This is a genomic window from Janthinobacterium goodfellowi, assembly GCF_051380695.1.
GTDB lineage: Bacteria > Pseudomonadota > Gammaproteobacteria > Burkholderiales > Burkholderiaceae_D > Janthinobacterium.
The window spans coordinates 115536-141701 of sequence record NZ_JBNYXN010000006.1 but is presented as its reverse complement, the minus strand read 5'-3'; the positions used below and the strand labels follow the sequence as shown (position 1 = coordinate 141701).

Here is a 26166-nt window from a genome sequence, read left to right as displayed (position 1 = left end):
AACATACTAATTCCTCCATAATTCAGTGGATCGCCCGGTCATGACAGGGGCGCCGGCGGTGTTGTTATTCTGTTGATTTTTAAAACATATTTTCTATACAAGCCTGAGGAACGATGGCATATTAGTTGGGTAGCGAATAGCACGCCCGTTCGTTTAGAAACCAGAAAAAAGACCGAGGAGACAAAATGCATCAAACAAAATTCGCGCTGGCCGTGCTGGCTGCGGCTGTCCTGGCAGGTTGCGGCGGCGCCAGTGGCGGTGATCAAACTTTGAAAGTCAAATACACGGCGCAGGTGTCGTTCGGCGACAGCCTGTCCGATGTCGGCTCGTATGCCGTGGGCACGGTGGCGGCGAAAGGTGGCGGCAAGTTCACCATCAATGGCGACAATACCAAGATCAATCCTGAACTGACGGGCAAGAACTGGACCGAACATCTGGCCGCGCAATTCGGCCTGGCCGCGCCATGCGCCGCCGAGACTGGCCTGGAAGGCAATGCCGCGCAAGGCCTTTCCGTGCCGCGCGTCAAGCATACCGGCTGCTACGGCTACGCCATGGGCGGTTCGCGCGTCACCAATCCGATCGGTCCGAACAACAAGGCCACCGGTAGCGCGCTGGGCGCCCTGACCGTGCCCGTGGTGACGCAGGTCGCGAACCACCTGGCCGTTTCCGGCGGCAAGTTCAGCGGCACGGAAGCCGTCTTCGTCATGGCTGGCGGTAACGACGTGCTGTATCAGCTGGGCGCACTGCAAGCCGGTGCGACGGCCGCCGGCACGAAGGCGGGTGCCGATGCGGGCGCCAAGGCATTCGCCACCAACCTGACCATGGCCCTGGCCGCCGGTGCCACCAATCCCGCCACGGCCGCCGGCTCCATCGGTGCCGCCATCCAGGCAGCCAGCGCGGCGCCTGGCGCCACGTCGGCGACCATCGTCGGCGCCGCCGTGCAAGCGGCCGTGATTGCCGGCAACACGACCGTCGCTTCGCCTGCCGTGTATGGTCCGCTGGTCGCCAAGGCGCAAGCCGATGCGACGGTGACGGGCAACGCCGCCGGCGCCAAGGCCGGTGCCGATTACGCTGCGGCCCAGGGACCGTTGCTGGTTGCCTCCATGAAACAAGCTGGCACCGAACTGGTGGCGCTGGTCAAGGACCAGATCATCGCCAAGGGCGCCAACTATGTGGTGGTCAACAATCTGCCCGACGTGGCCGGTACGCCATCGGGCTTGAGCAAGGATGCCAATACCAAGGCCCTCATCAATGCCATGGTCAGCGCCTTCAATGGCGAACTGAGCGGCGGCCTGAGCGGCAATGCGAAAGTCTTGCTGGTCGACGTGTTTGCCGTCAGCCATGATCAGGGCGTCAACCCAGGTCCGTATGGCTTGACCAATGTCAGCGAGACGGCGTGCGACTTGAGCGCGCCGGGCAATATCCTGGGCAGCTCGCTGGTCTGCACCGGCGCGAACCTGAAAGCGGGCGACGTCAGCCACTACGCGTATGCCGACGATGTGCATCCTACGCCGTTCAACAACCTGTTGCTGGCCCGTTATGTGGCCAAGGACATGGTCGTGCGGGGCTGGCTGTAAGGAATCGCCGCGCCGGCTGCGTCCCCGGGACGTGGCTGGCGCTGGCTGCGACAAGACTGGATAGCCCGGCTATCCGCACATAATGATCAGGAGACAAGATGAAAAATCGTTTGAATACCGCTGTACGCGTGCTGGCCGCCGCCGCCGCGATGGCCATGGCGACGGGCGCTTCGGCGCAAAGCGCGGGCACCTGGATGGCCAAGGTCGGCGTCAACAAGATCACGCCGCACGTGGACAGTGGCGATATTTCCGCGCCGGCGCTGCCGGGCACGAAAGCCGACGTCAAGGCCGATACCAAACCCATCCTGACCTTTGGCTACATGATCACGGACAATATTTCCGCTGAAATGATCCTGGGTGTGCCGTACAAGCATGACTTGATCGGCGATGGCGCCATCAAGGGCACGGGCAAGCTGGGGACGGCGGAAGCCTTGCCGCCGACGGCCTTCATCCAGTACCGTTTCTTCCAGCCCAATGCGATGATCCGTCCGTACGTGGGCGCGGGCTTGACGTATGCCTATTTCCAGAAAGAAAAAGGCTCGGGCCAGATGACGGCCTTGCTGGATCCGGGTGGATCGCCGGTCACCTACCGCTTGGACAACAAGCTGGCAGGCAGCCTGGTGGTCGGCAGCACCCTGTCCTTCAACGAGCGCTGGTTTGCCGACGTGGCCGTGGTCAAGACCTTCCTGAAGACCAAGGCGAAATTCTCGACGGGGCAGACGCAGGATATCAAGCTCGACCCGCTCGCCGTGAGTGTCAGCATCGGGTATAAATTTACCCTGTAAAACAAAAAATCCGCCTCGGCGGATTTTTTTTTGTCACGCTCAGGCTGGCGGTGTATTGAACTTTCCATTGTGGAAGATCAAGGGCGGCTGTGCGGTAAACGCGCATTGTTCTACTTCGCCCACGAAAATGACGTGGTCGCCTTCGGGATAGCGGCTGCGGTTGTGGCATTCGAACCAGGCCGAGGCGCCTTTCAGGATGGGCTGGCCCGTGCGCGACAGCTCATATTCGACGTCGTCGAAGGGATTCGGCGTACGGCGCGCGAAGCGCTGCGCCAGTTCCGCCTGCTCGGCGCCCAGCACATTGATGACGTAATGCGAGTTGCCGCTGAAGATGGGCATGCTGTTCGCCACGGAACCGAGGCTCCACAGCACCAGGGGCGGCGACAGCGAGACGGAATTGAAGGAACTGGCCGTCAAGCCGCGGAAACTGCCGTCGGCCAGGCGCGTCGTAATGACCGTCACGCCGGTGGCAAACTGCGACAATGCCTGGCGGAAATGTGTCGTATCGAATTCTTGCGCTGGCGCGCGGGGAGAGCGTGTGTTCATGGGTGACCTGTCTATTTGCTGACATTATGCCAAAAATCGGCAGTGCCAGCGCAATCGTGGCCGGCATGCCCCTTATGTGCGGTGCACCACGCGCCGTTTCAAGCGGCGCTGCAGGCCATGGCGCTTTGCGTTACAGTCATCAAATGATACGTCGCACAGGCGTTGCGGGAGGGCATCATGAATCAACAGATGGAAGTGGCGGTACTGGGCGGCGGCTGTTTCTGGTGCCTGGCCGCCGTGTACGGGGAAGTGCGCGGCGTGACGCGCGTCGAGTCCGGCTACACGGGCGGCAGCGTGCCCAACCCCAACTATGAACAGGTGTGCACGGGCGACACGGGCCACGCGGAAGTGGTGCGCCTGGAATTCGATCCCGCCGTCATCAGCTATCACGACTTGCTGGAAATCTTTTTCACGCTGCACGACCCCACCACCTTGAACCGGCAGGGCAACGATGTCGGCACGCAATTTCGCTCCGTTATCTATTACCAGTCGGCCGAACAGGAAACCGTGGCGCGCAAGGTGCTCGCCGAGATGGCCGGCGTGTGGGATGCGCCGATCGTCACGCAGCTAGAACCGGCATCGGTCTTTTATCCGGCCGAGGATTACCACCAGAATTACGTCGAGCGGCACCCCTTGCAGGGCTATTGCGCCCTCGTCGTCGTGCCCAAGGTGGAGAAATTCCGCGCCATGTACGCGGGGCGCCTGAAGTAAGCGCCCCGCGCGCGCATCAGGATCAGGTCGCCAGCACGGGCGCCGGCCTGGCGTCCTGCGCATACATGTAATTGCGCGACCAGGGCAGGACGGAAGAGCGTCGGCCCGCCTTCACGCAGACGATCTGGTACAGGCTGATCAAATCTTGCTCGAAGGCATAGGCGCAGCCGGCCAGGTAGACGTGCCAGATGCGGAAGCGCCGCTCGCCCGCCAGCGGACGGATCTGCTCGGCGTTGGCTTCGAAATTTTCCGTCCACAGCGCGCAGGTGCGCGCATAGTGGCGCCGCAGATTCTCCACGTCCAGCACTTCCAGCCCCCCTTGCTGCATGGTCTTGAGTACATTGCCGATGTGCGCCAGTTCGCCGTGCGGAAACACATATTTCTCGATGAATTCCCCGCCCCCATACGGCGTTTCGCCATTCTCCGGGTCGGTCGAGGTGATGCCGTGGTTCATCGCCATGCCGTCCGGCGCCAGCAGCTTGTTGATGATGCCGAAATACTCGGGCAAATGCTTGAGGCCCACGTGCTCGAACATGCCCACGCTGGTGATGCGGTCGAACTGGCCCGTGACGTCGCGGTAGTCTTGCAGGCGGATGTCGATCAGGTGCGCCAGGCCGGCCGCCGCCACGCGCTCGCGCGCCAGCGCGTACTGGTTTTCCGACAGGGTCACGCCCACGCAGCGGGCGCCATATTGTTGGGCGGCACGCATGACGAGCGCGCCCCAGCCGCAGCCGATGTCGAGCAGGGTCTGGCCCGGCTGCAGCTGGATTTTCTTCAGGATATGGTCGATCTTCTTGACTTGCGCCTGCGCCAGCGTTTCATCGCCGTGTTCGAAATAGGCGCAAGAATACACCAAGGCGGGGTCGAGGAATTGCTCGTAGAAGGCATTCGACACATCGTAGTGGTAGCGGATGGCCTCGGCATCCTTGCTCTTGTCGTGCGTAAAGCTGCGCACGATGCGGGCCAGCTTGCCTTCCGGTTTCAAGGTGTTGCGGGCCAGGGCATTGCAGATGGAAATCATGTCCTGGGCCGTGCCCTTGACTTCGATATTGCCTTCCACATAGGCCGAACCCAGGTTGGCCAGCGACGGGTTCAGCAGATAGCGGGCCGAGGCGACGGTCGGCAGGCGGATGGTGACTCTAGGCGCTTCGCTGGACAGGTCGACATGCTGGCCATTCCACAATTCTATACGGAGCGGCAAGGCGGTCTTGCTGCGGATGCTGGCGATCCAGGACTTGAGTTGGTTTTGTACAAACAAAATGGCCTCCAATGAAGCGGCCGCCGTTGCGCCCGCAAATTGAGAAACAATGTCATTTAGTAACTTCGACCCTCATAGCCTACACCTATATTGACCAGCTTGCTTTGCGCCGCCTTGACTGCGCCCTCAAGGCTGCAAGCGTTGCATGCTCCATTGCCCGTCCGCACCGCGCGTAAACACGATGCGGTCATGGAAGCGCGAACGGCGTCCCTGCCAGAATTCGATGCGCTCCGGCTGCAAGCGGTAGCCGCCCCAGTGGGCCGGGCGCGGCGGCTGCGCATCGCCGACGGCGGCGGCCACGGCCTCGTAATTGCGTTCCAGCGCGGCACGGTCGGCGATGGGCGCGCTTTGCTGCGAGGCAATCGCCGACAAACGGCTTTGCACGGGACGCACATTGAAATATTCATCGCTCTCGGCGGCCGTGGTTTTCACCACCGTGCCCTCGATGCGCACTTGCCGCTCCAGCTCGCCCCAGAAGAACAGCAGGGCGGCGTGCGGGTTGCGTTCGAGCTGCTGGCCCTTGTCGCTCTGATAATTCGTGTACCAGGTAAAGCCACGCTCGTCGAACTGCTTGATCAGCACGATGCGCGAGCTGGGCTTGCCCTCGGAAGTGACGGTGGACAAGCTCATGGCGTTCGGCTCCAGCACCTGGGCCTTGACGGCTTCGGCAAACCATTTCTGGAACTGGGCGATGGGATCGGCCAGCACATCGGTCTCGCTCAGGCTCGACTGCACGTAATCGGTGCGCATGGCCGCCAGCGCGGCGGCCGCGTCCGGCTGGGCGGCGGCGGGTGCTTCGGGCGCGATGCCGCGGCGGCGCTGCATGGCCGTGCCCAGCTGCTCCACCTGCTGCGCGCTGAACAGGCGCTTGGCCATCGGCGCCAGCTGGCCCTCTTCCTTGCTCATGTGGGCCTGGTAGGCGGCGACATAGTCGCGCACGCCATGGGCGGACAGCTGCGTGCCCGTGCCGGCGGCGATGGCATCCAGTTCCGGACGCAGGCTCAGCCAGGCCTGGTCCATGCGCTGGTGGTCGGCCAGGATTTCCGGCACCAGGGTCGCCAGCAGGGCCGCATCGTCGCCCGTGGCCGTCGCCTGCAGCATGGGCATCAGGTCTTGCTCTTCATCGTCATGGTGCAGATGGGCGGCTTTATTGAAATATTGCAACACTGCCTTGGCCGCCTGCTGCGCGTCCGCCGTGTTGCCGTGCTGCACCAAGTGGGCCAGCAGGTTTTGCAGGGTCGTCAGTTGCTTGCGGATCTTGTCGTGGCAATGCTTGAGCACGGCGATGGGCTGGTCAAAGCCGGGAACGGAGTCGAACAGGGGAGCGGTCATGGCGAGTTCTCGTGGTGAACGGTGTGGGGGCGCGGCGACAAACGGCGCTTGTCGCTGTGTCAATTCGGCTATTTTAGAATATCCGCCAGCGCAGTGTCCGTTAAAATGGCGCCATGCATACCTCCACCAATGAACTAATTTCCATGGACTTGACCGAGATCGATTTTGAACGGCGTTTCGGCGGCATAGCCCGCCTGTACGGCGCCCCCGCGCTGGAACGTTTTCGCGCGGCTCACGTGTGTGTGATCGGCGTGGGCGGCGTCGGTTCCTGGATCGTCGAAGCGCTGGCGCGCAGCGCCGTCGGCCGCCTGACCCTGATCGACCTCGACAATGTTGCCGAATCGAACATCAACCGCCAGATCCAGGCCATGAGCGACACCATCGGCAAGGCCAAGATCACGGCCCTGGCCGAACGCATCGAACTGATCAACCCGTTTTGCCAGGTCACGCAGATCGAGGATTTCATTACCCCCGATAACCTCGAACAGCTGCTGGGCGGGCGCGATTTCGACTACCTGGTCGATGCCATCGACAATGCCAAGGCGAAGGCAGCCGTGATCGCGTATTGCCGCGCGCGCAATTTGCCCATGCTGACCATCGGCAGCGCGGGCGGGCAGACGGACCCGACCCTGATCGCCGTGCGCGATTTGTCGAAAACGGAGCAGGAACCGCTGCTCAAGCGCGTGCGCAAACTGTTGCGCACCGAATATGGTTTCCCCCGTGGCGTGAAAAACAAATTCAACGTCGATGCCGTGTTTTCCATGGAGCCGTTGAGCACGCCAGAGAGCGCGGAAGCGTGCGCCATCGATGGCAGCACGCCCGCCGGCGTGACGGGCTTGAATTGCGCCGGCTTCGGTTCCAGCGTGGTGGTGACGGCCAGCTTCGGCATGGTGGCGGCTGCCCATGCGCTGAAAAGCTTGCGCCAGGACAAACTGGCCGCAGTGCCAGTGGCGGACGCCGCCTAAGCCAGTTTGCGGCGCGCCACGATGCGATAGTCGCCGCTGCTTTTCAGCGATTCCACCAGCACCAGTTCGTCCGCCTGCCAGGCGATCGGCGCGAAGTGCTCGATGGCTGGCGGCGGCGCCTGGCGCGCCAGGGTCACGTGCGGCGTAAAACGGTCGTGCTCGAAGCGGGGCGCCAGCCCCTGCTTCGCCAGGCTGTGCATGCAGGCCGCGCGCAAGTCCAGCAGGGCCGGCGACGGCTGCGCCAGGGCGGCCCAGGCCAGCGCCAGCTGCGTGAAGTGGCTGACGTGATCGAACAGCAAGGGCATGGGACGTGCCGGTAATTGTTCCAGGATAGCCAGCAGGGCCGGCAGGTCGCTGGCCGGGTGCTGGCCCAGGAAGGCCAGGGTCAGGTGCAGTTTTTCCACGCGCACGGGCTTGCCTTGCAGGCGCGCCTGCCAGGCGGCCAGGGCCGCACGCGTGGCCGCGTCGGGCCACAGCGCGTAAAACAGGCGGGGAGCGTGTGTATCGGGCGACAAGTTTTTCCTATCGTTGCGGCGGTTTGCTATCATTGGCGTTCCCTGCCGCGCTCACTGGCGCTTGCAGGGATCTCACCGACACTCAATGAAAGAATACATCATGACGCGTAGCTCCGTTTTGTTTGCCCTGATCTGCTCCGTCGCCGCGTCGCTGGCGCAGGCACAGGCGCCAGCGCCTGTTCCCGCCTCCGCCGTCTCGCTGAGCCCTGGCCCTGTCGCCGATAAATTGATTCTGATCGACAACAAGGTCGGCACGGGCAAGGAAGCGTCCGCCGGCAGCAACGTCACCGTGCACTACACGGGCTGGCTGTACCGTCCCCTGGCGAAAGATTCGCGCGGCAAGAAGTTCGACAGCTCCGTGGGCCGTGGCCCGTTCGATTTCCCGCTGGGCAAGGGCATGGTCATCAAGGGCTGGGACCAGGGCGTGGCTGGCATGAAAGTGGGCGGCAAGCGCACCCTGATCATTCCAGGCGAACTGGCCTACGGCCCGCGCGGCGCCGGCAATGGCGACATTCCGCCGAACTCGGCACTGATCTTCGACGTGGAATTGCTGGACGTTAAGTAATTGTTCACTTTGGCGGCGGCGCATGCTCGCGCCGCCGCCAAAACGCGGTAGACTGGATTCTTCTGTAATTGCTGTGGAGACTCCCATGAACATCGCCAACGACGTCACTGAACTGATCGGCAACACCCCCCTGGTGCGCATCAACCGCATCGCCGCCGGCAGTGTGGCCACCATCCTGGCCAAACTCGAATTCTACAATCCCGCGCACAGTGTCAAGGACCGCATCGGCCTGTCCATGATCGTCGCCGCGGAAGCCGCAGGCAAGATCCATCCCGATACCGTCATCGTCGAGCCCACCAGCGGCAACACGGGCATTGCGCTGGCCATGGTCTGCGCCGCGCGCGGCTACCGCTGCACCCTCGTCATGCCCGATACCATGAGCCGCGAACGGCGCATCCTGCTGCGCGCCTACGGCGCCGAGCTGGTGCTCACGCCCGGCAGCGAAGGCATGCTGGGCGCCATTCGCAAGGCCGAGGAACTGGTGGCGGCCGACCCGCGCTATTTGATGCTGCAGCAATTTAATAATCCCGCCAATCCCGCCATCCACCGCGCCACGACGGCCGAGGAAATCTGGCGCGATACGGATGGGCAAGTCGACATCGTCGTCGCCGGCGTGGGCACGGGCGGCACGATTACCGGCATCGGTGAAGTGTTGAAGGAGCGCAAGCCCGGCCTGCAAGTGATCGCCGTGGAACCGGAAGCGTCGCCGATGCTGTCGAAAGGCACCAAGGGACCGCACCCGATCCAGGGCATCGGCGCCGGTTTCGTGCCGCAAATCCTCAACACGGCCATCTACGACGAAATCATTTGCGTCAAGAACGACGACGCCTTCGCCACGGCGCGCCTGGCCGCCAGCGATGAAGGCTTGTTGGTCGGCATCTCGTCGGGCGCCGCCCTGTGGGCCGCCCTGCAAGTGGCGCGCCGTCCGGAAAACGCGGGCAAGACCATCGTCACCATCATCCCGTCGTTCGGCGAACGCTACTTGAGCACGGCCTTGTACGCGGGCCTGGGCGACTGATCGTTCAACAGCAGCGGCAGGTCTATCCCTTCCGCCAGCGCCCGGTTGCCCGCGTCGCCCGGGTGCAGGTGGTCGCCCGAGTCGTAGGCGGGTAGCAGGCGCAGCGGATGGGCGGGGTCGCGCGCCCAGGCGTCGAAGTCGAGCACGGCGTCAAACAGGCCGCTGTCGCGTATCCACGCATTCAATTGCTGGCGCAGTGCATCTTTTTCCGGCTGATAATAGTCGCTCAGGGGCGTGCCGGGCAGGGCGCCTTCGAACGGCGTCACAGTGGCGCCGATAACGCGCACGCCGCGACTGCGCGCCTGGGCCACCAGCTGCGCGTAGCCGCTGCTTAATTCTTCCAAGGTGGGACGCTGTTGCTGTGGCGCAAACGCCGTGCCGGGCCAGCTGATGTCATTGATCCCCAACAACACGATGACCGTGCGCACGCCGGGCTGCGCCAGCACGTCGCGCTCGAAGCGGGCCAGGGCGTTCTCTCCCATGCCGTCGGACAACAGCCGTCCACCGGAAATGCCCGCATTGATCACGGCCACGCCCTGCGGCGCGAGGCGCCTGGCCAGGAAATCGGGCCAGCGTGCATCGATCCCCAGGCTGGCGCTGGCGCCATCGGTGATCGAGTCGCCAAGGATGGCCACGGCTTGCGCCGCCGGCGCCGCCTCCACCTCGATGGCACTGAGCAAGAGGCGCGCCGTGGTGGTCTGCACGCCGGGCGCGTCATCGATGCGGATGGCGCGCGTCTGGTCCTGCGGGGCAATCCACGCCGTCTCGCGGCCATCCCAGTGAAACGTGGCAGTCGCGCTGGGCTGCGGCAGGTGCACGCTCACCGTCAGCCGCGCCAGGTCTGGCACGGACAGCGCGACGGGGTCGCTGACGAGCGGCGAACCCGGCGCCATGGTGGCCGAGGGCTGGCCGGCAAACGTCAGCGTGCGCAGGCTGCCCGCTTCGATGGCCGAAGCGGAAGCGGTCAGCGCCACGGTGGCCGCGCCGATGCGTAGCGGTGCCTTGCCATACGCATTCGACAGCACGATGCGCACGCGCGGGCCGCCCACGCTGATGCGCGCCACCTGGCGCACGGTTTGCCCGTGCAGCACGGCGGGCACGTTGGCGGGAAGCACAAAGTCGCTGCCCCACACGGCTTGCGGGCTGGCTGTCCAGCTGGCCAGCCAGCCGTGGGCAGGTTCGGCGTTGGCGGCCTGGGCAGGGCTGGTGCTGAATGCCAGGCTCAGCAGGGCGGCGGGGAGGAGGGAATATCGTTGCATGGCGGCTCGCTTTATCAAGGGGAATGTGCGCATGATGAAAGCAAAGCCATTTGTGTACTAGACTATCCCATCGAAGAACATTTATGAGTTGAATTCACAATGGCCAGACTGGAAGTGAACCGTTCCGGCGAGCTGGAAGTGTTTGTGCGCGTGGTCGAGCTGGGCGGCTTTTCCGCCGCCGCGCGCGCCTGCGGCATGACGCCGTCGGCCGTCAGCAAGCTCGTGTCTCGGCTGGAAGAGCGCCTGGGCGCGCGCCTGCTGAACCGCTCCACGCGCCAGCTGCAGCTGACGGCCGAGGGCTGCGGCCTGTATGAACGGGGCACGCAGGTGCTGACGGCGCTGGACGAGGCGGAGCGCTGCGCGGGCGTGCAGGATGTCCCGCGCGGCAAGATCAGGGTGAATGCGAACGTGCCGTTCGGCCAGCATTTTTTGCTGCCGCTGGCGCCGCTCTTCCTTGAACGCTATCCCGAGGTGACGCTCGACATCGTGCTGACCGATACCGTCGTCGATATCCTCGAGCAGCGCACGGACGTGGCGGTGCGGGCCGGTCCCCTGAAAAGTTCCAACTTGCTGGCGCGCAAGCTGGGCCAGACGCGCATGGCGATCGTGGCGGCACCAAGCTACCTGGCCCGGCGCGGCACGCCGCTGTTGCCTGCCGATCTCGCGTCGCATAACTTGCTCGACGCCAATTACGCGCGCGCCCGCTCTGGCTGGCCGCTGCGCCTGCCCGACGGCGACCTCGTCGTGCCGGTCGTGGGCAATACGCAGGCCAGCGATGGCGAAGCCTTGCGGCAACTGGCGCTGGCGGGGCTGGGACTGGCGCGTCTGGCCGCCTTCCAGGTGCGCGCCGATATCGCGGCAGGCCGTTTGCAGGCCGTGCTGGAAGCGTTCAACCCGGGCGACAGCGAAGAAGTGCATGCCGTGTTCGTGGGGCAGGGCGGGCATGTGCCGCCGCGCGTGCGCGTTTTTCTCGATTTCCTGGCGCAGCACGTGGACCTGGCTTGATGCGATAGGCTGCAGGCGGACACGGCCGCGCAGTACAATATCGGACGGGCCGCAATGGTTCGGCCCGTATTGTGCCTTTGAATGGAAATATGTTCCTGGTAAAACCTGAACGCCGCCGCCTGCTGCAGGTGGGCGCAACCGTGGCTGTCATCGCGCTGGGCCTGGCCTCGCGCGCCTATCCCCAATTCCTCCCCGCCGCGCTGGGCAAGTATCCGGGCGATGCCCTGTGGGCCATGATGATCGTCTTTGCGCTGGGCATCTTCGCCACGCGCATGCGCACCTGGCAGCTGGCGCTGACTGCGCTGCTGATCTGCTTTGCCGTCGAATTCGGCCAGCTGGTCCAGACGCCCTGGCTCGTCGCGCTGCGCGCGCATCCGCTGGGGCATCTGGTGCTCGGTTCCACCTTCGGCTGGGGCGATTTGATCGCCTACACGGCGGGCGTGGCGATCGCGGCGCTGGTGGATAAAGCGGCGCTGTTCAAGCGCCGCTAGTCCTCACTTCACGTTACCCTCGGCATCGCGTAGTTCCACGGGCGCCAGTTTCAGCTTGCTCAACTGCGGGGCGATCTTCGCCTGGTCGCCCACGCCGATGACGATCAGCTTTTCCGGCTGCAGGTATTTTTTTGCCACCTGCTGCACCTGCTTGTCCGTCACGCTGGCAAAGCGCTGCGGCAAGGTCGCGTAGTAGTCGAGGCCCAAGCCGTAGATATACGTGTTGGCCATGCTGCTGCTGATGCTGGCATTCGTCTCGAACTGGCCCGGCAAGGACAGCACTTGCGAATTGCGCGCATTCGACAATTCCTTGGCGCTTAACGGCTTGGCGATCATGGCGCGGATTTCCTTGAAGGTTTCCGACACGGCCGCGCCCGTCACGTCCGTGCGCACGCCGGCCGCGATGGAGAACGGTCCCGGCTGGCTACGGTACTGGAAGTGCGAGCGCACGCCATAGGTGTAGCCCTTCTCTTCGCGCAAATTATTGCTCAGGCGGCTAGTAAACAGGCCGCCCAGCGCCGCGTTCATCACTTGCAGCGGCGCATAGTCGGGCGTCGCGCGGGCCACGCCGATGGCCGACAGGCGCACGGCCGTCTGCGGCGCGCCCGGCTTGTCGACGAGGATCAGCCTGGCTTTCGTCGTGGCCGGCGCCGCCGTCACGGACGGCGCCACCGCGCCCGCCTTCCAGCTGCCGAACTTGGCTTCGGCCAGGGCCTTCAATTCCGCTGCGCCGATGTCGCCCGAGACGATCAGGGCCGCATTGTTGGGCACATAATGCTGCTGCCAGAACGCCTGCAGGTCGGCGCGGCTGGTGGCTTTCAGGGCCGCTTCCGTGCCCAGCTGGATGTAACCGTACGGATGCTGCGGGCCGTACAGGGCGGCCGCTTCCACGCGGACCGCCACGGCCGCCGCGTTTTCGCGCTGCTGCGCCAGTTCGCCGAGGCGGCTGGCGCGCTGGCGCTCCACTTCGTCTTGCGGGAATTGCGGGTGCTGTACCACGTCGGCCAGCACGTCGAGCGCCTGCGGGAAGGTGGACTTGAGCGAGGTCAACTGGGCGAACGAGGCATCCGCGCCGGAGCCGGTGCCCAGGAAGGTGCCCAGCTGCGCCACGTCATCGGCGATCTGCGGCGCGCTGCGCGTGGCCGTGCCTTCCTGCAGCAACTGCGCCGTGAAGCTCGACAAGCCCGGCTGCGCCAGCGGATTGGCGCCCGAACCGCTTTTGATGACCAGCTGGCTGGAGACGAGTGGCACGGCCGGGTTGTAGTTGTGGATCACGGTCAAGCCGTTGCTCAAGGTGAAGGAGGTCGCTTGCGGCAGCACGATCTTCGGCGCGGGACCGGCCTTCGGCACCGCGTTGCGCCACGGCTCGTCCGCGTTGATGGCCGTGCCCGGTGCCGGCTTGACCTTGCCCGGCGCGGGCGTCGCCACTTCCGGACCCAGGTCCGGCTTGCCCGGCACGCCGTAGACGACCACGCGCGCCTGGTTTTTCAGGTAGGTGTCGACGGCGCGCTGCACGCCGGCCGCTGTCACCTGACGGTAGCGCTCGATATCCTTGCCCAGGTAGCCAGGGTCGCCCAGGTACTGGTTGTACTGGTTCATCATGTTGGCATTGCCGCCCACTTTTTCCACCTGGCTCAGCATGCTCGTCTCGATGCTGTTGCGGGCCCGCTCGAGTTCCTTCTCGCTGGGCCCCTGGGCGCGCAACTGTTCCAGTTCCGCCTGCATGGCTTGCTCGATTTCCTCGGGCTGATGGCCGGGGCGGGCCGTCACGTCGAGGGTAAACACGGAGGTGAGGGCGTTCGAGCTCTGGTTGGCGCCCACGTCCTGCGCGATCTGCTTGTCGTACACGAGCGATTTATATAAACGGCTGGACTTGCCGCCCGCCAGGATTTGCGCGGCCATCGACAGTTCCGCATCGTCCTTGGCGTAGGCGGACGGCGTCAGCCAGGCCATGAAGACGCGCGGCAGTTCGACCCGGTCCTGCACCACCAGGCGGCGCTCCTGCGTGATGGGCGGCGTCACGACGTCGGGCTTGGCCACGGCGGGGCCGCTCTTGAAGCTGCCGAAGTATTTGTTGACCAGCTCCTTGGTCTTGGCCTTGTCGATGTCGCCCGCGATCACCAGGCTGGCATTGTTGGGACCATAGTATTTGGTGAAGAATTCCTTGATGTCGGCCAGTTTCGCGTTCTGGATGTCCGCGTGCGAACCGATGACGCTGGCGTAATACGGATGGGTCTTCGGAAACAGCTGGTGGTACAGCGCTTCCTGCACGATGCCGTAGGGCGCGTTTTCCACGCTCTGGCGGCGCTCGTTGCGCACCACGTCCTGCTGGTTCGTCAGCGCCGTCTGATCGAGCACGTCCAGCAGATAGCCCATGCGGTCGGAATGGGCCCACAGGGCCAGTTCCAGCTGGTTCGACGGCACCGTGTCGAAATAATTGGTGCGGTCGAAATCCGTGCTGCCGTTCGAATCGGTGGCGCCCGCGCCTTCGAGCAACTGGTCGGCCATGCCGCGCGGCACGTGCTTGGTGGCGGCGAACATCATGTGTTCGAACAGGTGCGCGAAGCCCGTCAGCCCCGGCGCTTCATTCGCCGGCCCCACGTGGTACCAGATGTTGACGGCCGTGACGGGCAATTTATGGTCTTCCACGAGGATCACGTCGAGACCGTTCGGCAAGGTGTATTTTTCGTAGGCGACATTGGGCACGGCCGTGGCTGCCGTGGCTGCCGTCGCGGCAGCGGCGCCGGCGGCGTGGGCGAGCGTGAGCGGGGCGCCGTACAGCGACAGCATCAGGGCGGGAATGGCCAGCAATTTGATCGGTTTCATGCATGCTTCCAGGCTAGGGTGGGGAAGACGCTGCGGCCCGCTCGGGGCTGGCCCAGCGCGACGGTGCTACGGTTGATACAGCAGGGCCGCGCCGCCCAGCACCATCAGCGCGCAGGCGAGCGAGACGATGGCCGCCGCGCCCAGCAAACGCCATTCGCGCGGCGTAAAAAGGGGGGCGGGCCCGGGCGCTTGCGGCACGGGCTGGGGCATGGCAGCGCCCGGTTCGGGCGGCAAGCCGCCCGTGGCGCGCGCCTGCGCAGCCAGCGCCTGGGTGGCGGCGTCCAGCAGGGCCAGCTGGCGCTCGACGGTTTCCGCCAGCACGGCTTCGTTCAGCGCCACCAGGGCGAATATCGGATCATCGACGTCGACCTTGATGCCCGTCTTGTCGAACACGTGGCTGCGCAGTGTGTGCCGGTCCATCTACCACTGCACCTTGTCGAGCTGTTCGAAGATATCGCGGTAGACGACCTTGATGCGCTGCTTTTCCATGATGTTGAACTTGTCGTTCTGCAGCACTTCCTGCATCGTCAGGCGCGCCGTGTTCATTTTCTTGACGTCGGCGCCGAAGGTGTCGGGGTTGCGCTGGCTCAAGGTGATGCTGCCTTTCACGCGCGCGCGGTTGTCGGCATACGATTGCGACTCGACGAACTGCTTGCCGGACGCCGATTGCAGCAGGCCGAAGTGTTCGTTTTGCCACAGCACCAGCGGCACCTTCGTTGACTGTGCCGTGGCGACAAAACCCGTGGCCGTGTCGTGCAGGGTGTCGCCGCCGCCGACGATGGTGTGGATGTACACCTTGCGGCCCGATTCTTCCAGCAGAGAGAAACAGTCGTTTTCCAGCAGGTAGCCCATCAGCGGCGAAAACGTGTTCGCGCCATTGTCGACCACGCAGTTGCCGTCCGTGTCGAGGATGTCGATCATCAGCGCGTCGAAGCGTTTCGGGTCGATGTTGCGCGCATCCGTCATCACGGGCACATGCTTGACGTTCATCGCCTTGTAGCGCGAGAAGGTGGCGTTTTCCTGGTCGGTGTCATAACAGCGCAAAGGCGTGTCGTCCTTGCCGCCTATCCACTGGGCCAGCAGGGTCGAGACGAGGGTTTTGCCGATGCCGCCCTTGCCCTGCAGGATGAAATGTACCGTGTTTTGCATTGCGACTACTCCAAGTTGTTGCGTCAGTGACAATCAAAGATCCGTGACAGCGGCGATGGCGCCCGGCCAGGCCACGACTGGCATTTTTACCACAATCCTTTGCAAAGATGCCATGCGCGGGAGCGAATCTGGTTATGATGTTAATCAGGATACCATTGATACAGAGCAAGTTTTGTGTGAAAAATGCACCCCAGAGTGTGAACGAGGACGCAGTGCCGATCTCCAGTCTCGATAAAGCCGACATTGACCGTTTGAATCAGCAAGCCCTGTCTTGCCTGGTCGGCAACCGCCGCCAGGCACGCCGGCTGGCGCAGATGGCGCTGGCGGCGGCGCAACGACAACAGTATGCGCGCGGCGGCGCCTATGCGGAACTGAATCATTGCTGGCTCGCGTATTACGCGGGCGAGGCCGAACCGTCGTGCGAGCGCCTGCGCGCGTATTTCCAGCACAGCGGCGACCTGGAAGGGGGCATGGAGGTGGCGGCCCTGCGGGGCGCATACGCGAGCCGGCGCGGCGACTTTGCCGATGCCGAGCAGCATTTCCTGCAGGCGCGCAGCCAGGCCGCGCAGATCCCCGACTCGCTGCACAAGTTCATGCTGTACGCGCGCCTGGGCGTCGATGCCCTGAACCGTGGCGATACGCAGGACGGCCCGCGCAATTTCCTGCTGGCGCTCGACATCGCCGAGCGTTTCGGCAGCCCCGCGCACCGGGTCAACAGCCTGTCGAACCTGGCGTCGTCGCAGCATGACCTGGGCAACGATGAAGACGCCATTCCCCTGCTGGTCGAGGCGCTCGAGATCATCGGCACGCAAAAGCTCAAATACCAGCAAACCATCGTTTCGGCCAACCTTGCCATGTGTTTATTAGCTACCGGCAAGCCGGCCGAAGCGCTGGCGCTGGTCGAGCCGTTTTACGAGTGGCCGGAAGAAGACCTGGCCGTGCGCGCCTTTTTGTTCTGCATTGCCGCCCACGCCGCCATCCTGCTGCGCCAGCCCGAGAGCGCCTTGCAATTGCTGCTGCGGGCGGAAGACTATGCGCGCCGCGGCCAGGACCTGGAAGAGCAGATGCATGCGTGGCTGGTGCGCGGCAAGCTGGACTTGCACGCGGGACAGACGGCGCAGGCGCTGGCCTCGCTGACGCAGGCGCACAGCCTGCTGAGCTGGACGCGCAATCCGTTCCACCAGCAGCAGATCCTGCGTGGGCTCTCCGATATCAATGCCCAGCTGGGCGAATGGCAGGCCGCGTACGGTTTCCTGCAGCAATACCAGGCCGCGTACGAGGCCAGCAGCAAGTCGGCGCGCGCCTCGCGCAGCCTGATGCGCAACCTGGAAAAGGAAATGCACAGCCTGAAGGCCGAGCGCGACAAGGCGCTGGAGCTGCAGGCGGCGCGCGAATCGGAAAACGTCAAGCTCGAGCACCTGAACCGCGAACTGGCGCACCAGATCCTGCATGTCAATTCCTTGCAGGACAGCCTGAAGGAACAGGCCATGCGCGACCACCTGACGGGACTGTACAACCGCCGCCATTTTGAAACCTGTCTCAATGCCATCCTGCATGAGGCCGATGCGGATGCGCCCGTGGCCATCGCCATCATCGACCTGGATTTCTTTAAGCGCGTCAACGACACCTATGGGCACAACTTTGGCGACGAAGTGCTGATCCAGTTCGCGCGCCTGGTGGAAGGTCAGCTGCGCGGCAGCGACATGGTGTGCCGCTATGGCGGCGAGGAATTCTGCCTGCTGTTGCGCGAGGCCGACAGCGTCATCGCCGCGCACAAGATCGACGATATCGCCGCCCGCTACCGCCAGCTGCTGATCCAGCAGGCGCCGCACAGCCTGTCCGGCTGCACCTTTTCCGCCGGCATCGCCGAATATCCGCGCCACGGCGCCGGCCGCCACGAATTGCTGATGCGCGCCGACAGCGCCCTGTACGCGGCCAAGCAGGCGGGACGCGACCGCGCCTGCATCGCCGACGCTACTGGATAAAACGCAGCAGTTCGCGCAGGGCGTGCGCCACCGCCTGCTCGCGCACGGCCTGGCGGTCGCCGGCGAACACCAGCCGCTGCGTCTGCACGCGTCCGTCCATGGCCCAGCCGAAGCAGACGGTGCCGACGGGCTTGCCCGGCACGCCGCCCGTGGGGCCGGCGATGCCCGTGGTCGAGACGGCCACCTGGGCCTCGCTGTGGGCCAGGGTGCCTTGCGCCATGGCGGCGGCCACTTCCTCGCTGACGGCGCCGTGCGCGGCGATCAGCTCGGCGGGCACGCCCAGCATGCCGCTCTTGGCGCCATTGGAATAGGTGACGAAGCCCCGTTCGAACCAGGCGCTCGAGCCTGAGATATCGGTGACGGCTTGCGCCACGCCGCCGCCCGTGCACGATTCGGCCGTGGCCAGCAGCAGGCCTTTCGCCTGCAAGGCCAGGCCGACCGCGGTGGAGAGGGGGACGAGTGCGTTGCTCATGGTTGACTCCTGCATGCGGTGAAAATGGTGGCAAGACTGTAGCATGGCCCACGGTAAAAGAAACTTTCCCCGGTCACAGCGAAAATGCGTACACTCTTTTATACATTTGCTACCACTTCGGGCCGGCAGGCGCTCTGTCGCTGCGCTACCCTGGTGCGCATCGCTCGAACAGGCAAGCGGCATGGTGCCGCGCCTTCGTATGCATTATCTTTACTCGGTTGTCATGGCAATTCTGAACTGGACCTGGTGGCGTCATCCTGGCCCCCTGCGCCGCCCCGTGCGCGGCGGCCATCGCTCCCTTCGCTGGGGCTGGCTATTGCTGCTCCTGGGCACGCTGTGCGCCGAGGCGCGGGCGCAAGTGCCGGGCGACCTGGAGCGCCAGGTCAAGGCCGCGTATCTGTACAAGTTTGCCGGCTATGTCGAGTGGCCCGACGGCAGCTTTGTCCGGCCCGACTCTCCGCTGGTGATCGGCGTGGCGGGCGCCGACGCGCTGGCCGAGCAGCTTGAACTGAGCGTGGCCGGGCACAGCGTCAACGGCCGCGCCGTGCAGGTGAAAAAAGTGCGCCGCGGCGACGCGCTGGCCGGGCTGCACGTGCTGTACCTGGGCGCGCTGGATAAATCGGCGCTGCAGGAAATGCTGGCCGCCAGCCGTAGCCTGGCGCTGCTGACGGTGTCCGATTCGGATGAGGTCTACGCGATGGGCAGCATGATCAATTTTGTGATGGCCGAAGACAAGGTGCGCTTCGACGTGGCCCTGAAACCCGTGGCGCAGGCGCATATCCGCATCAGCGCGCGCATGCTGCTGGCCGCCTATCGCGTGCAGACGGGAGGCGCCTAGATGATACGACTGCGCTCCATCCGCCACAAACTGATGTCGGTGGTCTTGCTGACCACCCTGGTGGCGCTCGTCATTTCCCTGGGCACCATCGTCGCCTACGACTTGCGCGCCTACCACCGCAACCTGGTGGCCGACATCAGTACCCAGGCCGAACTGCTTGGACACATGAGTTCGGCCGCGCTGGCCTTCGACGACGAGCGCCTGGCGCTGGAAAACCTCAACCTGATGCGCATCCGCCCGCGCGTGACGGCCGGCGCCCTGTACAAGGCCGACGGCAGCCTGTTCGCCAGTTACCGCGCGAACGAGCACGTGGGCGAGCTGCCGGCGAAGGTGGGCAAGGAAGGCGAAACCATCCAGGGCAACTCGGTGGAGCTGTTCAAGCCCATCGTCGACAATGGCGAGCTGCTGGGCACCGTGTATCTGCGCGCCGATTACGAGCTGGCCGGCCGCACGGCCGATTACCTGGCCATCGCGCTGGGCGTGACGGTGCTGGCGCTGCTGGTGGCCTTGCTGCTGCTGCGCCGCCTCGATTTCGTCATCACGCAGCCCATCCTCGATATCGCCGACGTGGCGCGCGAAGTGATCGAGACGGGCGACTACTCGCGCCGCGCGCGCAAGCTCAGCGTCGACGAAGTGGCGCAGTTGGTCGATTCCTTCAACAAGATGCTGGCCGAGATCGAGCTGCGCACGCAGGCGCTGGAGCGCTCGAACGGCGAGCTGGCGCGCGAGGGCGAGCAGCGCACCCAGGCGCAGCAGGAAGTCATGCGCCTGAACCAGGAACTGGAAGTGCGCGTGCACGAGCGCACGATGCAGCTGGAAATGACGAATGGCGAACTGGCCATGGCGATGGAAGAGGCGCGCAGCGCCAACTATGCCAAGTCGGCCTTCCTGTCGTCGATGAGCCATGAATTGCGCACGCCCCTGAACGCCATCCTGGGCTTCGCGCAAATCCTCAGTTCCGACCGCCTGCCGTCGACCCTGGAGCAAAAGAAGGAGTTCGCCGGCCATATCCTGAAATCGGGGCGCCACCTGCTGACCTTGATCAATGAAATCCTCGACCTGGCGAAGGTGGAATCGGGCACGGTCAGCCTGTCGCTCGAACCGGTGGCCCTGGACGCCATCTTGCAGGAATGCCGCGACATGATCGCGCCGCTGGCCAGCCAGCGCGGCATCGGCATGACCTTCCCCGACGCCTGCCCCCTGAACGTGCTGGCCGACCGCACGCGCCTCAAGCAGATTCTGTTGAACCTGCTGTCGAATGCGCTCAAGTACAACCGCGAACAGGGGCGGGTGACCATCGATTGCGCGCCGCAGGCGGCCGGACGGGTGCGCATCAGCGTGCGCGACACGGGCATAGGCCTCGACGGCGAACAGGTGGCGCTGCTGTTCCAGCCCTTCAACCGGCTGGGGCAGGAGGGCGGCACGGAAGAAGGCAGCGGCATCGGCCTGGTGGTCACCAAGCGCCTGGTGGAGCTGATGGATGGCAGCATCGGCGTGACCAGCGCGCCCGGCGAAGGCAGCACGTTCTGGATCGAGCTGCGCGTGGTCGACGCCGTGCCCGCGCCCGACCTGCTGGCCTTGCCACGGCCGGACCTGGCCGGCGCGCTGCTCGAGCACAGCGCCCCCGTGACCCTGCTGTACGTGGAAGACAATCCCGCCAACCTGACCCTGGTCGAGGAAATCGTCCGCTACTGCCCGCAATTGCGCCTGCTGACGGCCACGGATGGCCGCCTGGGCGTGGAAATGGCGCGCACGCACCTGCCGCAGCTGATCCTGATGGACATCAACCTGCCGCACGTGAATGGCACGGACGCGCTGAAGCTGCTGCGCGCCGATCCCCGCACGGCGCATATTCCCGTCATCGCCCTGACGGCCAACGCCATGCCGGGCGACGTCGAGCGCAGCATGGCGCTGGGCTTTTACCGCTATCTGACCAAGCCGATCAACCTCGATGAATTTACCGAGGCGATCAACAGCACCCTGGCCTATGTGGCGCAGCAGCGCCGGCAGAAGGGAACAGGCGCGCCATGATCAGCCAGGCCGATATCTATGCGGCGAAAATCCTCGTCGTCGACGACCAGGACGTCAATCTGCGCCTGCTCGAGCATTTGCTGCACAGCGGCGGCTACACGGCCATCACCAGCACCCTCGATGCGCGCGCCGTGGCCGGCCTGCACCAGCGCCACCAGTTCGACCTGATCATCCTCGACCTAGTGATGCCCGGCATGAGCGGCTATGCCGTGATGGATGCCTTGCGCCCGCTGGAACTGGAAGGCTATCTGCCCGTGCTGGTGATCGCCGCCGACCCGGACGCCAAGCTGGCGGCGCTGGAAGCGGGCGCGCGCGACTTCATCAGCAAGCCCTTCGACGCGCTCGAGGTGCTCACGCGCATCCGCAACATGCTCGAAGTGCGGCTGCTGCACCGCGCCGCGCGTCACTACAACACCCTGCTCGAACGCACGGTGGGCCAGCGCACGGCCGAACTGCAGCGCTTTCGCGGCGCCATGGACGCCACCACGGACGCCATCTTCCTCGTCGACGTGCTGGGCATGACCCTGGTCGACGTCAACGACGGCGCATGCCGCCTGCTCGGCTATGCGCGCACCGAACTGCTGGCGCTGGCGCCCGGCAGCCTGCTGCCGTCGCCGCCGGCCCCGCCTCTGGCCGCGCTGCCGGGCGGCCCGGCCCACCTGGCCACGGAAGTGACGGAATGCGAACTGGTGCGGCGCGACCTGAGCCTGGTGCCCGTGGAACTGGGCTGGCACTGGTATGCGCAGGCGCCCGTGATGGGCGGGCAGGCTGCGGGCGGCCTGCTGCTGATCGCCGTGGCGCGCGACATCAGCGAGCGGCGCCAGGCACAGGAGCGCCTGAAGCACCTGGCCCATTACGATGGCTTGACGGGCCTGCCGAACCGCAGCCTGTTTTACCAGACGCTGGCCCAGGCCGTCGAACTGGCGCAGGAAAAAAGCTGGCGTATCGTGGTGCTGTTCATCGCGCTGGACCGCTTCAAAAGCATCAACGACACCCTGGGCGCGGCGCTGGGCGACGAACTGCTGCGCCAGTTCAGCAACCGCCTGGTCGAATGCGTGCGCCTGCGCGACACGGTAGGGCGCCTGGGCAACGACGAATTCGCGCTGATCCTGACCATGAGCCGCAACCAGCAGGAAGCCGTGGCCGTGGCTAACCAGGTGCGCGAAGCCTTGAGGGCGCCGTTCGACTTGCGCGGCCACGCGGCCACCCTGACGGCCAGCATCGGCATCGCCATGTATCCGGACGACGCCACCGACCCGGAAACCCTGATCAAATACGCGAATACGGCCATGGGCGGCGCCAAGCAGGCGGGCCGCGACGGCTACCGCTTTTTCACGGCCGGCATGAACGTGCAGGTGCTGGCGCGCCTGGACCTGGAACTGGCGCTGCGCCATGCGCTCGAACACGAGCAGTTCATTTTGTACTACCAGCCGAAGGTGGATTTGCGCACGGGCCGCATCAGCGGCGTGGAGGCGCTGCTGCGCTGGCGCCGTCCCGGCTACGGCCTGGTGGCGCCGGCCGAATTCGTGCCCGTGCTGGAAGACACGGGCCTGATCGTGCGCGTGGGCGCCTGGGTGATCCAGGCCGCCTGCCGCCAGATCGCAGAATGGCGCGACAGCGAAGTGGGCCCCGTGCACGTGGCCGTGAACGTGTCGAGCCGCCAGTTTGCCGAAGGCGACCTGGAAGGCGAAGTGACGCGCGCGCTGGCGCAGTACAACGTGGCGCCGGAGCTGCTGGAACTGGAACTGACGGAAACGGCGCTGATGTCGAACGCCGAGCGCACCATCGTCGTGCTGGGCAAGCTGAAAAAAATCGGCGTGAAGGTGGCCATCGACGATTTCGGCACCGGTTACTCGAGCCTCGCGTATCTGCAGCGCTTCCCCATCGACAAGCTGAAAATCGACATCGCCTTCGTGCGCAACATCACCAGCAACCCGAACGACGCGGCCATCGCGCTGGCCATCGTCAGCATGGCGCACAGCCTGAAGCTGAGCGTGGTGGCCGAGGGCGTGGAATCGCGCCCGCAGCTCGAATACCTGCGGCGCAACCGCTGCGACGAAATCCAGGGCTTTTATTTCAGCCGCGCCTTGCCGGCGCTGGAACTGGGGCAGATGATCACGGCCGGCGCGGGCCTGCCGCCCGGCCACGACCCGGCCGCCCAGCCGGCGCAAACCCTGCTCATCGTCGACGACGACGTCAACGTGCTGTCCTCGCTGCACCGCCTGTTCCGTCCCGAGGGCTACCAGATCCTCACGGCCAGCACGCCGGCCGAAGGATTCGAGATGCTGGCCCTGCACAGGGTCCACGTCATCGTCTGCGACCAGCGCATGCCCAGCATGAGCGGCACGGAATTCCTCAGTAAAGTGAAGGAGCTGTACCCGGAAACCATCCGCATCATCCTGTCCGGCTACACGGGCCTGGAAGCGGTGCTCGACTCGATCAACCGCGGTGCCATCTACCGTTTTTACACGAAACCGTGGGACGACACGCAGCTGCGCGACAATATCCGCCTGGCCTTCCAGCATTACTGGATGGTGAACCAGCCGGGGCTGGCGCGCGTGTCGGTGCGCTAGAAGTTACTCGCTGAAGTGGTCGAAGGAACGCAAGGCCAGATCGAGCGGCTGCCCGGCTCCGTTCACCAGACGCAAGCCTGATTGCGCCTCGATGCGGCCCACGCGCGTGGCGGGCGTGCCGCAGCTGATCGCCAGCGCGGCGATGGCCTCGCGCGACGATGCGGGCGCCGTGAAGCACAGTTCATAGTCGTCGCCGCCGGCGGCCGTGTAGCGGCGGCGCAGTTGCGCATCCTGCTGCGCCAGTATCGGGCCGGCCGGCAGGGCGTCGACGTCCAGGGTGGCGCCCACTTGCGACGCTTTCAAGATGTGACCGAGGTCGCCCACCAGGCCGTCCGAGATGTCGATGGCCGCATGCGCGATGCCCGCTTCGGCCAGCGCGCAGCCGAGCGCCACGCGCGGCGTCGGCGTGTGCATGCGTGCGGCGGCCATCAGCAGGTCGGCGGAGGACAGTTCCTGTTCCATGCGGTAGCCGGCCAGCGCCAGGCGCGCGTCGCCCAGGGTGCCGCTGACCCAGATATCGTCGCCCGCCACGGCCGCGCTGCGGCGCAGGGCCTGGCCCGGCGTCAGTTCGCCGAACACGGTGATGCAGATATTCAGGGGGCCCTTGGTGGTGTCGCCGCCGATCAGTTCGCAGCCAAATTCATCTGCCAATGCAAACAGGCCGTCGGCAAAGCCGGCCAGCCAGGCGCGTTCCGCTTGCGGCAGGGCCAGGGCCAAAGTGAATGCCACGGGACGCGCGCCCATGGCGGCCAGGTCGGACAGGTTCACGGCCAGGCTTTTGTGACCGAGCATGCGGGCGTCGGCGCCGGCAAAGAAGTGCCGGTCCTCGACCAGCATGTCCGACGAGATGGCGATCTGCTTGCCGGCGCCGGGCGTGAGCAGCGCGCAATCGTCGCCGATGCCCAGGGTGGCGCGGCCGGGGCGCTGGCGCACGAAATAGTGTTTGATCAGGTCGAATTCGGAAAGCGCGTCGTGTGGGGCCATGGCGTGGTCTGTTCGTTGAGTGATAGTGTGGCCCGGCTATTATAGGCTGGCCTACAATACAGGCCCTTGCCACCGCCGATCATGTCCCTATGCCTCTCCACGATATCCACGCCGTGATGCAATCCTATCTTGACGATGGCTGGCTGCGCGAGCCGCAGGCCGTCGGCCTGGCCACTTTCACGGCGCCGGAACTGCTGGCGCGCGGATTTTACGAGCTGTGCGATGGCGGCCAGCTGTGCCTGTATGAGGATGAGCGCTGGTTCCGCTGCGCCAGCCGGGCCGTGCAAGCATCGTTCAAGGTGTATCTGCAAGGCGGCCGCTTGCATGCGAATGGACTGGAACTCGGTTATCAGGTGCGCCTGGCCAGCGTGCTGCGCGCGGCGCGGCGGCCCTTGCCGCCGTATCGTCTGCTGCTGGAGGCGGGGGCGCGCAGCGGCGCGCTGCTGTTCGACAGCGGCCTGGTGCTGCAGTTCGCGGCCAACCTGTGCGGGGCGCAGCGCCATTATTTCCTGACCCTGGTCGAGGGGCAGTTGCCCGATCCCGGTGCGGGCGAGCTCGACCTGCGCGCCGCCAGCGAGGGCCACGTCCAGGCCCTGTATGGCCACTGTGCGCCGGAACAATTGCAGCGCCAGGCACGGCGCGGCCATGCGGCCCTGCGCGAGCTGGCGCGCGTGCTCGCTTAACCCTTCTTTGCCTGCGCCATGCCGTGCAGCAGCTTGGCCAGCAACTGGTCGAGCTGGCGCTGCTCGTCCGCGTTCAAGGCCGACAGCATGGCGCGCTCGTTTTCCACGTGCAGCAGCACCAGCTTCTCAATCAATTCCAATCCCCTTTGTGTCAGGGCCACCAGCACGCCGCGCCGGTCCGTCGGGTGCTTCTGGCGTTCGATCAGGCCGGCCGCTTCCAGCCGGTCGATGCGGTTGGTCATGCCGCCCGAGGACAGCATGGCCGCCTCGTACAGGGCCGTCGGCGTCAGGCTGTAGGGCGCGCCCGAGCGGCGCAAGGTCGCCAGCACGTCGAATTCGCCCGGCTGCAAGCCGTGTTCGGCGAACAGGGGATTGAGCCAGTCGCGCGCCATCAGCTGCGCCACCGTGCCCAGCTGGCCCACCAGCTGCATGGCACGCGTATCCATCTGCGGCAGTTCGCGTTGCCATTGTGCGGCGGCAAATTGCGCGCGCGCGTGTTCTTGCGGGGTATCCGTCATGGTGTATGCATTTATCTCGACATCAAGATAGATTTCTATCTTTATGCTAAGATACTTTTCATCAAGTGATTATGTCACGC

24 protein-coding genes are annotated in these 26166 nt (G+C 65.0%); 13 read left to right on the top strand and 11 right to left on the bottom strand.

Features of this window, described 5'->3' with window-relative positions:
- Positions 1–185: 185 nt before the first annotated feature.
- Together ACQ4WQ_RS21785 and ACQ4WQ_RS21780 are read left to right on the top strand one after the other, a co-directional pair.
- Entirely contained in the window at positions 186–1577 is a 1392-nt protein-coding gene (locus tag ACQ4WQ_RS21785) for an SGNH/GDSL hydrolase family protein (protein WP_436499942.1), read from the top strand.
- Positions 1578–1675: 98 nt separating this feature from the next.
- On the top strand, positions 1676–2362 hold the full coding sequence (locus tag ACQ4WQ_RS21780; RefSeq protein ID WP_326458726.1) for an OmpW/AlkL family protein: 687 nt from the start codon (positions 1676–1678) through the stop codon (positions 2360–2362).
- Positions 2363–2401: 39 nt separating this feature from the next.
- Here ACQ4WQ_RS21780 and ACQ4WQ_RS21775 read toward each other — a convergent pair whose 3' ends face one another.
- Positions 2402–2908, bottom strand: coding sequence for a flavin reductase family protein (locus tag ACQ4WQ_RS21775; RefSeq protein WP_326458725.1), 507 nt, complete (start codon positions 2906–2908; stop codon positions 2402–2404).
- A gap of 177 nt (positions 2909–3085) precedes the next feature.
- On the opposite strand from ACQ4WQ_RS21775, the gene msrA reads away from it, so the two are divergent.
- Positions 3086–3619: a peptide-methionine (S)-S-oxide reductase MsrA gene (gene msrA / locus ACQ4WQ_RS21770; RefSeq protein ID WP_326458724.1), complete on the top strand. Its 534-nt coding sequence runs from the start codon at positions 3086–3088 to the stop codon at positions 3617–3619.
- Positions 3620–3641: 22 nt separating this feature from the next.
- On the opposite strand, the gene ACQ4WQ_RS21765 is transcribed toward msrA, so the two are convergent.
- Positions 3642–4877, bottom strand: coding sequence for a class I SAM-dependent methyltransferase (locus ACQ4WQ_RS21765; RefSeq protein WP_436499939.1), 1236 nt, complete (start codon positions 4875–4877; stop codon positions 3642–3644).
- A 126-nt stretch (positions 4878–5003) separates the two neighbouring features.
- The gene (gene pdxH, locus ACQ4WQ_RS21760) at positions 5004–6209 is read right to left on the bottom strand and encodes a pyridoxamine 5'-phosphate oxidase (RefSeq protein ID WP_436499937.1); all 1206 of its coding nucleotides are present in this window, start codon (positions 6207–6209) and stop codon (positions 5004–5006) included.
- A 113-nt stretch (positions 6210–6322) separates the two neighbouring features.
- On the opposite strand from pdxH, the gene ACQ4WQ_RS21755 reads away from it, so the two are divergent.
- Positions 6323–7174 carry a tRNA threonylcarbamoyladenosine dehydratase gene (locus ACQ4WQ_RS21755; protein WP_436499935.1) on the top strand — a complete coding sequence of 284 codons (852 nt, stop codon included), beginning with the start codon at positions 6323–6325 and terminating at the stop codon, positions 7172–7174.
- On the opposite strand, the gene thpR is transcribed toward ACQ4WQ_RS21755, so the two are convergent.
- A complete protein-coding gene (gene thpR, locus ACQ4WQ_RS21750) occupies positions 7171–7689 on the bottom strand; it encodes an RNA 2',3'-cyclic phosphodiesterase (protein ID WP_436499933.1) in 519 nt (172 codons plus the stop codon). The two genes, ACQ4WQ_RS21755 and thpR, sit on opposite strands and share 4 nt — an antisense overlap.
- Before the next feature lie 100 nt (positions 7690–7789).
- Between thpR and ACQ4WQ_RS21745 the strand changes: the two genes are divergently transcribed.
- Entirely contained in the window at positions 7790–8254 is a 465-nt protein-coding gene (locus ACQ4WQ_RS21745; RefSeq protein ID WP_034780576.1) for an FKBP-type peptidyl-prolyl cis-trans isomerase, read from the top strand.
- A gap of 85 nt (positions 8255–8339) precedes the next feature.
- Positions 8340–9272 carry a cysteine synthase A gene (cysK, locus tag ACQ4WQ_RS21740; protein WP_230539053.1) on the top strand — a complete coding sequence of 311 codons (933 nt, stop codon included), beginning with the start codon at positions 8340–8342 and terminating at the stop codon, positions 9270–9272.
- Here cysK and ACQ4WQ_RS21735 read toward each other — a convergent pair.
- On the bottom strand, positions 9233–10531 hold the full coding sequence (locus ACQ4WQ_RS21735; RefSeq protein ID WP_436499930.1) for an SGNH/GDSL hydrolase family protein: 1299 nt from the start codon (positions 10529–10531) through the stop codon (positions 9233–9235). The genes cysK and ACQ4WQ_RS21735 overlap by 40 nt on opposite strands.
- 99 nt (positions 10532–10630) lie before the next feature.
- Between ACQ4WQ_RS21735 and ACQ4WQ_RS21730 the strand changes: the two genes are divergently transcribed.
- Together ACQ4WQ_RS21730 and ACQ4WQ_RS21725 are read left to right on the top strand one after the other, a co-directional pair.
- Complete coding sequence (locus tag ACQ4WQ_RS21730) at positions 10631–11536, top strand: LysR family transcriptional regulator (protein WP_436499928.1); 906 nt, start codon at positions 10631–10633, stop codon at positions 11534–11536.
- Positions 11537–11625: 89 nt separating this feature from the next.
- Positions 11626–12027 carry a ribosomal maturation YjgA family protein gene (locus ACQ4WQ_RS21725; RefSeq protein ID WP_230501879.1) on the top strand — a complete coding sequence of 134 codons (402 nt, stop codon included), beginning with the start codon at positions 11626–11628 and terminating at the stop codon, positions 12025–12027.
- 3 nt (positions 12028–12030) lie between these two features.
- Here ACQ4WQ_RS21725 and ACQ4WQ_RS21720 read toward each other — a convergent pair whose 3' ends face one another.
- From ACQ4WQ_RS21720 to ACQ4WQ_RS21710, 3 genes are all read right to left on the bottom strand, one after another.
- Positions 12031–14853, bottom strand: a complete 2823-nt coding sequence (locus ACQ4WQ_RS21720) for a M16 family metallopeptidase (protein ID WP_436499926.1) — start codon at positions 14851–14853, stop codon at positions 12031–12033.
- A 66-nt stretch (positions 14854–14919) separates the two neighbouring features.
- Positions 14920–15273: a conjugal transfer transcriptional regulator TraM gene (traM, locus tag ACQ4WQ_RS21715; RefSeq protein ID WP_436499924.1), complete on the bottom strand. Its 354-nt coding sequence runs from the start codon at positions 15271–15273 to the stop codon at positions 14920–14922.
- The gene (locus ACQ4WQ_RS21710; protein ID WP_166446423.1) at positions 15274–16002 is read right to left on the bottom strand and encodes a P-loop NTPase family protein; all 729 of its coding nucleotides are present in this window, start codon (positions 16000–16002) and stop codon (positions 15274–15276) included.
- A 212-nt stretch (positions 16003–16214) separates the two neighbouring features.
- Here ACQ4WQ_RS21710 and ACQ4WQ_RS21705 point away from each other — a divergent pair, with 212 nt between their 5' ends.
- Positions 16215–17987, top strand: coding sequence for a diguanylate cyclase (locus tag ACQ4WQ_RS21705; RefSeq protein ID WP_436499922.1), 1773 nt, complete (start codon positions 16215–16217; stop codon positions 17985–17987).
- On the opposite strand, the gene ACQ4WQ_RS21700 is transcribed toward ACQ4WQ_RS21705, so the two are convergent.
- Positions 17977–18459, bottom strand: coding sequence for a CinA family protein (locus ACQ4WQ_RS21700; protein ID WP_326458712.1), 483 nt, complete (start codon positions 18457–18459; stop codon positions 17977–17979). The genes ACQ4WQ_RS21705 and ACQ4WQ_RS21700 overlap by 11 nt on opposite strands.
- 223 nt (positions 18460–18682) lie before the next feature.
- Here ACQ4WQ_RS21700 and ACQ4WQ_RS21695 point away from each other — a divergent pair, with 223 nt between their 5' ends.
- From ACQ4WQ_RS21695 to ACQ4WQ_RS21685, 3 genes are read left to right on the top strand one after another with little or no spacing between them, the layout of a single operon-like run.
- Complete coding sequence (locus ACQ4WQ_RS21695; RefSeq protein WP_436499920.1) at positions 18683–19297, top strand: TOL_0243 family YfiR-like periplasmic protein; 615 nt, start codon at positions 18683–18685, stop codon at positions 19295–19297.
- Complete coding sequence (locus tag ACQ4WQ_RS21690) at positions 19298–21328, top strand: sensor histidine kinase, YfiR-like protein-associated (protein ID WP_436499918.1); 2031 nt, start codon at positions 19298–19300, stop codon at positions 21326–21328.
- Entirely contained in the window at positions 21325–23901 is a 2577-nt protein-coding gene (locus tag ACQ4WQ_RS21685) for an EAL domain-containing protein (protein WP_436499916.1), read from the top strand. Before ACQ4WQ_RS21690 ends, ACQ4WQ_RS21685 begins: the two co-directional genes overlap by 4 nt.
- 3 nt (positions 23902–23904) lie before the next feature.
- Here the strand turns inward: ACQ4WQ_RS21685 and thiL are convergent, their stop codons facing one another.
- Positions 23905–24885, bottom strand: coding sequence for a thiamine-phosphate kinase (gene thiL / locus ACQ4WQ_RS21680; RefSeq protein ID WP_436499914.1), 981 nt, complete (start codon positions 24883–24885; stop codon positions 23905–23907).
- Positions 24886–24998: 113 nt separating this feature from the next.
- Here thiL and ACQ4WQ_RS21675 point away from each other — a divergent pair, with 113 nt between their 5' ends.
- Positions 24999–25568, top strand: a complete 570-nt coding sequence (locus tag ACQ4WQ_RS21675; protein ID WP_436499912.1) for a hypothetical protein — start codon at positions 24999–25001, stop codon at positions 25566–25568.
- Here the strand turns inward: ACQ4WQ_RS21675 and ACQ4WQ_RS21670 are convergent.
- Positions 25565–26086 carry a MarR family winged helix-turn-helix transcriptional regulator gene (locus ACQ4WQ_RS21670; RefSeq protein ID WP_436499910.1) on the bottom strand — a complete coding sequence of 174 codons (522 nt, stop codon included), beginning with the start codon at positions 26084–26086 and terminating at the stop codon, positions 25565–25567. The two genes, ACQ4WQ_RS21675 and ACQ4WQ_RS21670, sit on opposite strands and share 4 nt — an antisense overlap.
- Positions 26087–26166: the final 80 nt, after the last annotated feature.

Coding starts and splice junctions, on each gene's coding strand:
- ACQ4WQ_RS21785 (WP_436499942.1), top strand. CDS start 186: ATGCATCAAACAAAATTCGCGCTGGCCGTGCTGGCTGCGGCTGTCCTG.
- ACQ4WQ_RS21780 (WP_326458726.1), top strand. CDS start 1,676: ATGAAAAATCGTTTGAATACCGCTGTACGCGTGCTGGCCGCCGCCGCC.
- ACQ4WQ_RS21775 (WP_326458725.1), bottom strand. CDS start 2,908: ATGAACACACGCTCTCCCCGCGCGCCAGCGCAAGAATTCGATACGACA.
- msrA (WP_326458724.1), top strand. CDS start 3,086: ATGAATCAACAGATGGAAGTGGCGGTACTGGGCGGCGGCTGTTTCTGG.
- pdxH (WP_436499937.1), bottom strand. CDS start 6,209: ATGACCGCTCCCCTGTTCGACTCCGTTCCCGGCTTTGACCAGCCCATC.
- ACQ4WQ_RS21755 (WP_436499935.1), top strand. CDS start 6,323: ATGCATACCTCCACCAATGAACTAATTTCCATGGACTTGACCGAGATC.
- ACQ4WQ_RS21745 (WP_034780576.1), top strand. CDS start 7,790: ATGACGCGTAGCTCCGTTTTGTTTGCCCTGATCTGCTCCGTCGCCGCG.
- cysK (WP_230539053.1), top strand. CDS start 8,340: ATGAACATCGCCAACGACGTCACTGAACTGATCGGCAACACCCCCCTG.
- ACQ4WQ_RS21735 (WP_436499930.1), bottom strand. CDS start 10,531: ATGCAACGATATTCCCTCCTCCCCGCCGCCCTGCTGAGCCTGGCATTC.
- ACQ4WQ_RS21730 (WP_436499928.1), top strand. CDS start 10,631: ATGGCCAGACTGGAAGTGAACCGTTCCGGCGAGCTGGAAGTGTTTGTG.
- ACQ4WQ_RS21725 (WP_230501879.1), top strand. CDS start 11,626: ATGTTCCTGGTAAAACCTGAACGCCGCCGCCTGCTGCAGGTGGGCGCA.
- ACQ4WQ_RS21720 (WP_436499926.1), bottom strand. CDS start 14,853: ATGAAACCGATCAAATTGCTGGCCATTCCCGCCCTGATGCTGTCGCTG.
- traM (WP_436499924.1), bottom strand. CDS start 15,273: ATGGACCGGCACACACTGCGCAGCCACGTGTTCGACAAGACGGGCATC.
- ACQ4WQ_RS21710 (WP_166446423.1), bottom strand. CDS start 16,002: ATGCAAAACACGGTACATTTCATCCTGCAGGGCAAGGGCGGCATCGGC.
- ACQ4WQ_RS21700 (WP_326458712.1), bottom strand. CDS start 18,459: ATGAGCAACGCACTCGTCCCCCTCTCCACCGCGGTCGGCCTGGCCTTG.
- ACQ4WQ_RS21695 (WP_436499920.1), top strand. CDS start 18,683: ATGGCAATTCTGAACTGGACCTGGTGGCGTCATCCTGGCCCCCTGCGC.
- ACQ4WQ_RS21690 (WP_436499918.1), top strand. CDS start 19,298: ATGATACGACTGCGCTCCATCCGCCACAAACTGATGTCGGTGGTCTTG.
- ACQ4WQ_RS21685 (WP_436499916.1), top strand. CDS start 21,325: ATGATCAGCCAGGCCGATATCTATGCGGCGAAAATCCTCGTCGTCGAC.
- thiL (WP_436499914.1), bottom strand. CDS start 24,885: ATGGCCCCACACGACGCGCTTTCCGAATTCGACCTGATCAAACACTAT.
- ACQ4WQ_RS21670 (WP_436499910.1), bottom strand. CDS start 26,086: ATGACGGATACCCCGCAAGAACACGCGCGCGCGCAATTTGCCGCCGCA.